Source organism: Aquimarina algicola (assembly GCF_006443095.1).
GTDB classification, from domain to species: Bacteria; Bacteroidota; Bacteroidia; order Flavobacteriales; family Flavobacteriaceae; genus Aquimarina; species Aquimarina algicola.
This window is the reverse complement of sequence record NZ_VFWZ01000002.1, coordinates 1,055,406-1,066,976: the sequence shown is the minus strand read 5'-3', so window position 1 is coordinate 1,066,976 and position 11,571 is coordinate 1,055,406. Positions and strand designations below refer to the sequence as shown.

Sequence of the window (11,571 nt, the reverse complement as noted above, 5' to 3'; positions counted from 1 at the left end):
GGTTATAAAATTTCTTTTGGTTTAAAAACAATACTGTCTAATTGTGTTCTCAGTGGTTCTATATGTTTATAAAATGAAGGTCTTAGGCTGTCAGCTAATGGTTTAGATGTAGGAAGCTCTTGTCTAAAAGGGTCTACTTCTTTTCCGTTTTTCCAGAATCGATAGCAAACGTGCGGTCCACTGGTATTTCCTGTCATACCTATATATCCTATTACGTCTCCTTGTTTTACAAACTCTCCTACTTTTACGGCTTGTTTACTCATATGAAGATATTGAGTGTCATAAGTAGCATTGTGTCTAATTTTTACATATTTGCCGTTACCTCCTCTTCGTTCCGATTTTGTTACGATACCATCTGCTGTTGCTAATATTGGAGTACCTATAGGGGCAGCAAAATCTGTACCTCTGTGCGGTCTTATTTTGTTACCGTAATATTTGATCCTTCTTTTTAGGTTATATCTCGAAGATATTCTACTAAATTTTACCGGAGCTCTAAGGAATGCTCTTCTTAAATTATTGGCTTCTTCGTCAAAATAATCATGAGAGTTATGTATTGAATCATCCATAAATCTAAATGCATAAATAGGTTTGTTTCTATGCTCGAAATATGTAGCTTTTATATTGTCAATCCCTGCAGAAATTGTATCGTCGATAAATCGTTCTGTATATACAACTTTAAATCTATCCCCTGCTTGTAATCGTGTGAAATCTATAGTCCATGCATATATATCTGCCATATTATATGCAACTAAAAAATTGAGATCAAGATCGTCAAAAGTTTGCATAAGACTACTTTCTATAGTTCCGGATGCAATTTTTTCTACTAGTTTTACAGGTTTTTTATTTTTTTTGGCAATAATACTATCTCTAAAATCAATAACAGTATAGTCTATTTTATTGTTTTGATATACAAATATTTGAGCTTTTTCTGTAGTGTCTTTTGATTTTAAGAGCATGTAGGGTTTCCCTGCTCTAATTTTTGCTACATTAAAGGTATCCTTAATTTTATTGGTAATTTCAAAAACGCGGGCTCTGCTCATACCATGCGAATCCATAATGGCTCCAAAACTATCTCCGGGTTTTATAGTGTCTTTAACCACCGTAAAATTATCCAAGATATAACCAAACTCTTTGATGATGGGTGGTTTTTCTTCTTCTTCGACAACACTGCTTGCTACAGTTTCTAATGCTTTGTTTTCTTGTTTACATGAAAATAATACTACTGATAATAGTAGTAGATAACCTATTTGTTTCAACTGATGACTATTTTATTTTTTGGTATTAAATTGATGAGTAACCCATTGTTTACCCCAGTCTTCTTTTTCTTGTTGATTCCAGAGATTAGGAAAAAACATAATTCTTTGGAAACTAGGAGGTAAAAAGTTTTTCCAATTTGTTCCGCCGGTTGCCAAAACTTCACCTTTTTCTCTATTAAGATATCGAAAAGCGGCACCCATGTGCATTAATAACCAATTGATATTTACATTTGTGTCAAAAGTACGTAATGCTTCGATAAGGTGCACATTATTTCGTTCTTTTTCTGGTAGGTCATGGTATTTATGGTAGATTGTACTTTTTTCTACCTGATACGCAATACGCATCATTCTTGGGGTATATCTGTATTCAAATTGTTTTAGAGTAAGTGTTTTTTCTCCTGTCTCTATATCGGTTGCACCGGATTTCCAGTAGAGATGTTCAAATACTTCTTCTAGAGGGTCTTCTTCAGAAAATTGATTTCTGTTTTTAGTATTTACCAGATTTACTAATGGCGTAGCATAGATTTCAATTAATCGATATTGTACAGATTGAAAACCACTAGCTGGTAATAAAGACATTCTGTATTTTAGGAATTGATTTTTATCCATTCCCTTGATCATTACATCAAAAGAATTAATCAAAACTCTAAAGTACCGATTTATTCTATCGATTTTGGAAATAAAAAATTCGGCAGTTTGTAATTTATCATCAATAATCTGTTTCAGCTCATGTATGATAAGCTTAAAATAAAGTTCTGTAATTTGATGATAGGTTATAAAAATTTCTTCATCAGGAAAATGAGTTTTAGGGATCTGTAAACTCAATAATGTATCGAGATGAATATAATCCCAATACGTTAAATACTTGTCATGGAGTAAACCATCAAGATATGAACCTAAATCTTGCCCGGAATTTTTAAACTTTTTCTCTAATTGATTTATTTTTTCAACTATCTCTGGTTTTATAGGTTCATTCATTTAATCAATAATAGTTTTAAATGGGTGTTTTAAACCTTTGAATGCGTCTAAGTCAGCTTTGATAGAGCCTACCAAGATATCAGCTTTTATCCTTACGGGCATTCTGTTAGGATCATCACTTACCCAAACAGTCATACTTTCTTCTTCTTTAAAAATTCTATCTGCCTGAACGTAGGGTCTGAATTTTAAACATGCAATTTTACCCATTTTTGTTTTAATGACCTCTCTACCGAGAAATTTTAACTTAAATCTATAGTTTTCATTGTCAAAAAACATGTTGATATATTGCTCATCTCCTTTTTTGAGCGATGATGTTTCTATACTATTGCGCAAATAATAAAATGAAGACATCATATCCTGTACATCGGATTTGATAGGAAATGTTTCTTTGGTATTGTGTTTTTTGTTGAAAACTAGAGCTTTGCTGGTTTGATGGTTGAAATCAATCTCAATGTCTTTGGTATGTCCTCCTTCATTGATTTTTCTAACAAATTTGTAAGGCTTTACTTCATTTTTGTCAATATAACTTTCGTAATAATCCTCTACTTTAAAAAAGAGACTTAAAAATCCCGATGACTTACCAGTACCAATAACATGGTGTACCGGTTTACCATCAATTTTATCTTCTTTGACCTCTAATGTCGCGTAGCTTGCAGTAAAAACCCCATAATGAATTCTGAATTTGAACCACTCACCAGAATCATATGCTTTGTGGTTATCTTGAGCAAAAGCAGAAAATAGAGTAAATATTAGAATTAATGTTGATATATATGGTCTCATAATTGTATGGCTTGGTTTTATATAAAAAGTTTTAACTAATTATAAATAAGCAATATCTATTCCAAAAATACTATTTAATACGTAAAGTAAAAAGAAGATTATGTTATGTTAATTTAAAAATAAATACAAAAAGAGAGCCACCACAGCTCTCTTTTTTACTTTTATTAACCAACTAAAAACTTAAATTATGAGAATAATTATTGTTTTAGATATAAATGGTAACCACTCCATTTATATGATGTAAAATTCCACTTTTTTTTAATATTTTTCAAACGAAAACCTTTTTTTATTATGAATTTAACAGAAATCGCTGGTTTTGAGATCGTTTTTTGCCTTTTTTTAAAAGCCGGTCAAGTTGTTTACGACTCTTTTTGGGTTTAAAATTACAAAGTACCTCGTTCTTGTTGTTCTCGTTCTATTGCTTCGAATAGTGCTTTAAAATTTCCTTTTCCAAAAGATTGGGCTCCTTTGCGTTGTATGATTTCAAAAAACATTGTAGGTCTATCAAGAACCGGTTTCGTAAAAATCTGTAGTAAATACCCCTCATCGTCTCTGTCGATCAAAATTCCAAGCTTTTTTAATGGAGCAAGATCTTCATCAATTTCTCCTACGCGATCTAATACCGTTTCATAATATGTAGCCGGAACCGTAAGAAATTCAATACCTCTACTTTGAAGCTCTGAAACCGTTTCTATAATATTATCGGTCGCCAATGCCAAATGTTGTACACCTGCACCGTTATAAAAATCGATATATTCTTCTATTTGAGATTTTTTTCTTCCTTCTGCGGGTTCATTGATCGGAAATTTGATACGGCCATTACCATTACTCATTACTTTACTCATCAATGCGGTATATTCTGTAGAGATATCTTTGTCATCAAATGATACGAGTTGTGCAAACCCCATTACTTTTGCATAAAACTCACACCATTTGTTCATCTCATTCCAACCTACATTACCAACCATATGGTCGATATATTTTAGCCCGGTCTCTTTGGTCTTATAAGGTTTGTCCCATGCTTTGTAACCAGGAAGAAATGCTCCATGATAATTTTTTCGTTCTACAAAAATGTGAACTGTTTCTCCATATGTGTGAATGCCAGAAAATACAACTTTCCCGTTTTTGTCTTCTTGAGTTGTAGGTTCTAAGTATGATTGAGCGCCTCTTTTGATGGTTTCCTGATAACTTTTGGTAGCATCATCAACCCATAATGCTATTGTTTTTACACCATCTCCATGTGCGTTGATATGTTTGTTGATGTCTCCATCTGGTTGTAAAGGAGAGGTGAGAACCAAACGTATTTTATCTTGTTGTAATACATAAGATACACTATCTTTTCTTCCTGTTTCTAATCCTGCATAAGCAATAGGTTGAAACCCCCATGCTGTTTGGTAATAATAAGCAGCTTGCTTAGCATTGCCTACATAAAGCTCTACGTAATCTGTTCCTAAAAGTGGTAAAAAATCTTCTGCCTGTGGAACTACTTTTTCTAAATCTTTTGGTGTTATATTGGTCGACATATATTTTTTGTTGAATTAATTAATGTACTCAGTTATTGAAAATTGATAGTAACGTGTTATATTTTGATGTAATTTTTAATCAAGCTACCACATGGTTCTTATATGTGATGTTATATCTGTTCTGTAATTCAACATAGGATGAAAAGGTGTTTATTCTAACCAGGATTTATAATATTTTTCGTCTGCAATTTTGATTGCTTCTTCGGTTACCATTAACGGTTTAAAAGTGTCTACCATTACGGCAAGTTCATCTGTTTTGGTTTTTCCGATACTACGTTCTACCGCTCCCGGGTGTGGTCCATGAGGAATCCCGGCTGGGTGTAAAGAAATATGTCCTGCATCGATATCGTTTCTGCTCATAAAATCACCATCTACGTAATATAATACTTCGTCGCTATCAATATTGCTATGGTTATAAGGAGCAGGGATACTTTGCGGATGATAATCATATAACCTTGGAACAAATGAGCATACAACAAAGGCATCTGTTTCAAAGGTTTGATGCACAGGAGGTGGCTGATGTATTCGTCCTGTTATAGGTTCAAAATCATGAATTGAAAAGGCATATGGGAAATTAAAACCATCGTATCCTACAACATCAAAAGGATGTGTGGCATATATCATGTCAAAAATCTCGTCCTGTTTTTTTACCTTGATGAGAAAATCTCCTTTTTCGTCATAGCTTTCTAACTCATGAGGCGCTCTGAGGTCACGCTCACAGTATGGCGAATGTTCTAATAATTGCCCAAACCAGTTTCTATATCTTTTAGGAGTATATATTGGTCTTCTGGATTCTACAATAAAGAGTCGGTTATCTTGGGTATCAAAATCAAGTTTATATATCGTTCCTCTGGGAATCAATATGTAGTCTCCGTATTTAAAATCAATATTACCCAGATGACTTCTGAATTTTCCACTTCCCCTATGTATGAAAATAAGTTCATCTGCATCAGTATTTTTATAAAAGTATTGTGATGTAGACTCTTGTGGAGCCGATAGAATAATATGTACATCACTATTTGTAAGTACATTTTTTCTACTTTGTAAATAGTCTTTTTCTGGTGTTACTTTAAATCCATGAAAACGATAGGATTTAATATTATTTTTGATAGCTATTTTTGGAGCTACACTGTAGCTATCTCCGATTTCTTTTACTTGTGTTGGTCTGTGAATATGATATAAATTAGTAGACATTCCATCAAAACCAATGGTTCCGAATACTTGTTCATAATATAAATTACCATCTGGTTTTTTGAATATGGTATGTCGCTTAGGGGGTATTTTTCCTAAAGTGTGATAAAAAGGCATGATGATTTAATTTTAAGACGTGAATTATTTGTTCTTCAATATAAAAGGTAGCTATTGAAAAATAATATTCCTTATTCTGGATTTCGTTTAATAAGGTAATGTAGCAATAACAATAAATCTTGCCAAAAAAGACTCATAGTTCTACAAATATCGTAAATATTTCTATTCTTTTTTATGATATTATCTTAAAACCAAAAACCTACACTAAAGAACCATTGACTTTCTTCAAGTTCTGGAGAGTAAGAATATTTTACCTGTATTGGGCCTGCAAATGTATCTAACCCATATCCTAATGCATATCCAGAATATTCTGGAGCTTCAAACCATCTTCCTGTGCTAAAAAGCTTATTACCAATATTAGCATAATTTGCAGAAGCATTAAGATAATTGTTCTTAAAGATTTCATATTCAAAAGTTACCAGAGCTTTTGCAAAACTAGGTGCACTGAGTCCAAGAAAATCATATCCGTAAAATGGGGTGAAATTATTGATCGTTCTTGCTCCAAAACCTCCTAATAAGAAATCTAGAGAATTAATAGAAGAGTTCCCTATTTTGGTTCCTGCTTCTAGAGTAATATTCATTACTAATTCTTTATAAAGTGAAGAAGCATATCCAAATTTTGCTTTTGCAATCGAAAATTCACTGAAGTTATCTGTAAAATCAGAAGAAAAAAGATAAGAATGTATATCTCCCTGAAATAAGAAACCGCTCTTGGGAAAATATTTATGATCATAGTTATCTAGCTTTATATATCCAAAAGCACTCCAATAGTCGCTATTTTCAAAAACTGTTCTAGGAATTTCATCTTCATCTTCTCCGAAGGTTTCTGAACTAATCCTAAGCCTTTTATATTCTGCCCCCAATCCAATAGAAAAAGTTTGGTTCAATAATGTTTCTGCATATGCTTGAGCAGTTATATCCGTATATTCTACATCTATTGTATTGATATCAAGGTTTGGGAGTTCACCAAATTGACCGATAAAATCAAAATCAATAGCTTTATTAAAATTAGTATAACTCATTTTTAACCCTGTACTCCAGTAGAAACCCTTATCGATATAATAATCTATATTGTACCTGATATTATCTCCCAATGCAATATCTGCTGATAAGACGTCATTATTAAAGAATAAACTTTTGCGAGTAAGATTAACTAATGCTGCGGTTTGGTATAAATCATCGTAATGTAATGCAAAACGTAAGAGCATTTTGTTTTCACTTTCTTTTACATTCACAAATAGTTCTTTACCTTCTTTTTTATCGATTAATTTATAATTAACACGATCAAAATTTCCTGTCGCAGACAAGTTGTTGATCCCCTCGTTTAATTTTTTATATGTTGTGACTCTTGGAGTTTTTAGTTTTAGTTTTCCTCTGATATAAGCTCTGGTGTATCTTTTATGACCAGAAATGGCTAAGCTGTTGATGAGTAAATTTTCTGATCTTTTATCGACATAATATGGTTCTTTTTTTCTTGTTTGCAATGCAGCAAGTTTTTCTAATTCACTGTATTGTTCTAATGCTGCTTTTTCTCCATTTGTAATAATTTGGTCTGCCTGATCAAAAGATATTACAGAAAAATCCATGATCGAAGGACTTATATAAATATCTGTATCAGGTATTTTGCTCTTCATCGCCTTTATGGTTCTAAAATTGCTAATCTGAAGCATGATATTGGTAAGAGAATTCAAATCTTTTCTTGTCATTAAGCTATCTTGCACGTCTATACCGATTACAATTTCAGCTCCTTTTTCTTTGATTTCTTTTACAGGGAAATTATTGGTTACTCCACCGTCTGTCATTAAAACCCCATTTAATTCAATTGGTGTAAAAATAGAAGGGAGTGCACTACTGGCTGCTACTGCTTCTGGGAGATAACCTTTGTCTAATAATACTTGCTGCCCGGATTCTATATTTGTCGCCATACAGAAAAAAGGGATGGGTAAATTGTCAAAATCCTTTATATGATTTACATGCGCAGTGTATTTTGAAAACTGGTTGTAAAAATTCTGCCCTTTAGACAATCCTTTGGGCAACCCTACTTTAAATTTATCAAAAGGTAGAGTGATAGCATATTTTTCAGAATCTTCTCTCTCATAAAAAGTTTTGGCTTGTCTTGGTAATTCATCTTGGATAAGGGCATCAAAATCAACTCTTCTAAAAATAGAGTCAAGTTGATTTGCGGTATATCCAGAGGCATATAATCCACCCACAATAGCACCCATACTAGTTCCTCCGATATAATCAATGCGAATTCCTGCTTTTTCAATTACTTTTAATGCACCGATATGAGCAAGACCTTTGGCACCACCACCACTAAGTACCAGACCAATTTTTACATCTTTGGTGTCAGTACTATCCATTGGCTCAAGAATATCGTTTTCTTGTGCTTTTGTGTAATTAGTAAAAAATAGTACTGTAATAAATAACCAAACGAACAAGAAATTTGATTTTCCCCTTTTTATCACAATTTTTCTTTTTTAGAAAGATAATAATTAAATATTTTGTTAGCCCTTGACTCGCCTATTATTTCTATAAGTTGTTCTTTTGTAGCTTCTTTTACCCTTTTTACTGACCTAAAATGTTGTAGCAACTCTACTACTGTTTTTTCTCCTATCCCAGGAATAAGATCTAGTTCTGTATCCAGAGCGGCTTTGCTTCTTTTTTGCCTATGAAAGGTAATACCAAATCGGTGCGCCTCATTACGCAAATGTTGTATAACTTTTAAAGTTTCAGATTTTTTATCTAAATATAACGGTATCGAATCACCGGGATAATAAATCTCTTCTAATCTCTTGGCAATACCAATAATTGTTACTTTTCCTCTTATTTCTAGTGCATCCAAAGCTTTTAATCCAGAAGAGAGTTGCCCTTTACCACCATCAACAATAACCAATTGCGGTAGTGGTTGTCCCTCATTGAGCAAACGTTTGTAACGCCTGTAAACTACTTCTTCCATTGATGCAAAATCATTAGGACCTTCAACAGTCTTTATATTAAACTTGCGATATTCTTTTTTATTGGGTTTACCATCCTTAAAAACAACACATGCTGCAACAGGATTAGTTCCTTGAATGTTAGAATTATCAAAACATTCTATATGCCTTGGTTCTTCAGGTAATCTAAGATCTTTTTTCATTTGAGCCATCAATCTCTTAACATGCCTGTCGGGATCAATGATTTTAATTTGTTTGAAACGTTCTTGGCGGTAGTATTTTGCATTACGTACAGATAAGTCTACAATTTTTTTCTTATCTCCTAGTTGAGGGACTGTAATTTTAATTTCTTCACCTACTTCTACTTTGAAAGGAACAAATATTTCTTTGGATTTTGAACCAAAGCGTTGCCGTAAATCTATAATTGCTAATTCTAAAAGTTCTTGATCTGATTCGTCTAATTTTTTTTTGATTTCTGTGGTGTGAGATCGAATAATCGAACCATGAGATAGCTGTAAAAAATTGACATACCCATGTGTTTCGTCTGATATGATAGAAAAAACATCAACATTACTTATTTTGGGATTAACCACAGTAGATTTTGCCTGATATTTTTCTAAAACCTGTATTTTTTCTTTAATCCTTTGGGCATCTTCAAATTCCATTTTTTCGGCATGTTCTACCATTTGTTTTTTAAATCGAGTCAACGAATCTTTAAAGTTTCCTTTTACAATTTGTCGTATCGCTTCTATGTTTTCGTTATACTCTTGTTCTTCTTGCAGATCTTCACACGGTCCTTTGCAATTGCCTAAGTGATATTCAAGACAAACTTTGTATTTACCACTTTCAATTTTTTCTTTGGACAGATCATATTTGCAGGTTCTTAATGAATAAAGCCCTTTGATAAGGTCCAGTAATGCGTAGACAGTTTTTACAGATGTATAGGGTCCAAAATACTCAGACCCGTCTTTAATGAGGTTTCTGGTAAGAAAAATTCTGGGAAAGCGTTCTTTTTTAATACAAATCCAAGGATAGGTTTTGTCATCCTTTAGCATTACGTTAAACCGAGGTTGATGTTTTTTTATTAGATTATTTTCTAACAGTAGCGCATCTGTTTCGGTTTCTACAACAATATGGCGAATGGTTTTTATCTTTTTTACCAAAACACTAATTCTATAGCTATCATGATTTTTGGTAAAATAAGAGGTTACCCTTTTTTTCAGATTTTTGGCCTTACCTACATATAATAATTTACCATCTTTATCATAATATTGGTATACTCCGGGACTAGCAGGTAGTGTTTTTAATTGTATGTCTAAAGTTGCTTCTTGCATAATATTAGTGGTAAAGTTAATAGTTTACCTTTATTGTATTGATTTTAAAGATTTAAATTTTGTTAAATCGACTATATTAAAAAAGATTATACCATACAATACATGTTGTTTTTTATTACTTTAGTAGTCGTATTATTTAATATACTTTTTTGGAAAAAGCAAAAAGAATAATAGGTAGGACTGATAAAGTAGATTTTCCTTTATTAGAATTAATAGAGATCGATGCCAAAATCGATACAGGGGCTTATACATCTTCAATTCATTGCATAGATATTAAAGAAGTTGATCAAACCTTACAATGCAGTTTTCTAGATGCTACTCATCCAGAATATAATGGGAAAATATTTACATTCAATAATTATGATATTTCGGCAGTAAAAAGTAGTAATGGAAGAGTAGAAGTGCGTTATGCAGTAAAAACACAAATTACACTGTTTGATAAAACGTATCCTATTACCCTTAATCTATCTCCTAGAGATGACATGCGATTTCCGTTACTTATTGGGCGCAAATTTTTGAATGGTAAATTCATGGTAGATCCTCAATTAGAAAATCAGTCTTATAATCAAAAATAATAATGAATATTAAGATTTTGTCGCGTAGTGCAAATTTATATTCTACAAATGCACTCGTTCAAGCTGCAGTAAAAAGAAAACATAATGTACAGGTTATAGACCCGCTTAACTGTGATATTGTGATCGAGAAACAAAAACCCGAAATTTATTATAGAGGTAAAAAACTCGATCATGTAGACGCTGTTATCCCCAGAATAGGATCTTCAACAACTTTTTATGGTACAGCGGTTGTGAGACAATTTGAGATGATGAATGTGTTTACGACATTAAAATCACAAGCCTTACTACAATCCAGAGATAAGTTAAGAAGTCTTCAGATATTATCTAAAGCGGGTTTGGGATTGCCAAAAACAGTATTTACTAATTATTCTAAAAATGTATCTGAAGTGATTTCTCATGTAGGAGGAGCGCCTCTTATCATAAAATTACTAGAAGGTACACAAGGACTTGGGGTAGTACTGGCAGAAACAAAAACAGCAGCAGAATCTGTGCTTGATGCGTTTAATGGATTACAAGCACGAGTTATTGTACAAGAATTTATTAGTGAAGCCAAAGGAGCAGATATAAGAGTCCTTGTTGTAGATGGAGAGGTTGTTGGAGCGATGAAAAGACAGGGCAAAGCAGGAGAATTTAGATCAAATCTTCATAGAGGAGGTACAGCAACTGTTATAAAACTAAGTAGAGAAGAAGAACAAGCTGCAATATATGCTGCAAAAGCATTGAAAATGGGAGTGGCAGGTGTAGATTTACTACAAAGTAACAGAGGCCCGCTTATTCTTGAAGTAAATTCTTCGCCGGGATTAGAAGGTATAGAAAAAGCAACCGGAAAAGACATTGCAAAAACGATTATTCGTTACATCGAAAGAAGTTTATAAACTTAT

9 protein-coding genes are annotated in these 11,571 nt (G+C 32.7%); 2 read left to right on the top strand and 7 right to left on the bottom strand.

The annotated features are described in order from the left end of the window. Nucleotides 1-2: 2 nt before the first annotated feature. From FHK87_RS08740 to uvrC, 7 genes are all read right to left on the bottom strand, one after another. Nucleotides 3-1,256: a peptidoglycan DD-metalloendopeptidase family protein gene (locus FHK87_RS08740; RefSeq protein ID WP_140592293.1), complete on the bottom strand. Its 1,254-nt coding sequence runs from the start codon at nucleotides 1,254-1,256 to the stop codon at nucleotides 3-5. Between the two features lie 12 nt (nucleotides 1,257-1,268). Beyond that, complete coding sequence (locus FHK87_RS08735) at nucleotides 1,269-2,234, bottom strand: tryptophan 2,3-dioxygenase family protein (protein ID WP_140592292.1); 966 nt, start codon at nucleotides 2,232-2,234, stop codon at nucleotides 1,269-1,271. Then, a complete protein-coding gene (locus FHK87_RS08730; RefSeq protein ID WP_140592291.1) occupies nucleotides 2,235-3,014 on the bottom strand; it encodes a DUF3108 domain-containing protein in 780 nt (259 codons plus the stop codon). It abuts the gene before it with no gap. A gap of 383 nt (nucleotides 3,015-3,397) precedes the next feature. Further along, nucleotides 3,398-4,537 (bottom strand): 4-hydroxyphenylpyruvate dioxygenase, encoded by a 1,140-nt coding sequence (hppD, locus tag FHK87_RS08725; RefSeq protein WP_140592290.1) that lies wholly within the window; start codon nucleotides 4,535-4,537, stop codon nucleotides 3,398-3,400. Nucleotides 4,538-4,687: 150 nt separating this feature from the next. Beyond that, on the bottom strand, nucleotides 4,688-5,845 hold the full coding sequence (locus tag FHK87_RS08720; protein WP_140592289.1) for a homogentisate 1,2-dioxygenase: 1,158 nt from the start codon (nucleotides 5,843-5,845) through the stop codon (nucleotides 4,688-4,690). A 185-nt stretch (nucleotides 5,846-6,030) separates the two neighbouring features. Next, a complete protein-coding gene (locus FHK87_RS08715; RefSeq protein ID WP_226294159.1) occupies nucleotides 6,031-8,313 on the bottom strand; it encodes a patatin-like phospholipase family protein in 2,283 nt (760 codons plus the stop codon). Beyond that, nucleotides 8,310-10,115 (bottom strand): excinuclease ABC subunit UvrC, encoded by a 1,806-nt coding sequence (gene uvrC / locus FHK87_RS08710; protein WP_140592288.1) that lies wholly within the window; start codon nucleotides 10,113-10,115, stop codon nucleotides 8,310-8,312. Before uvrC ends, FHK87_RS08715 begins: the two co-directional genes overlap by 4 nt. A 149-nt stretch (nucleotides 10,116-10,264) precedes the next feature. Between uvrC and FHK87_RS08705 the strand changes: the two genes are divergently transcribed. Beyond that, nucleotides 10,265-10,690 carry an ATP-dependent zinc protease family protein gene (locus tag FHK87_RS08705; protein WP_140592287.1) on the top strand — a complete coding sequence of 142 codons (426 nt, stop codon included), beginning with the start codon at nucleotides 10,265-10,267 and terminating at the stop codon, nucleotides 10,688-10,690. 2 nt (nucleotides 10,691-10,692) lie between these two features. Continuing rightward, on the top strand, nucleotides 10,693-11,565 hold the full coding sequence (gene rimK / locus FHK87_RS08700) for a 30S ribosomal protein S6--L-glutamate ligase (protein ID WP_140592286.1): 873 nt from the start codon (nucleotides 10,693-10,695) through the stop codon (nucleotides 11,563-11,565). Nucleotides 11,566-11,571: the final 6 nt, after the last annotated feature.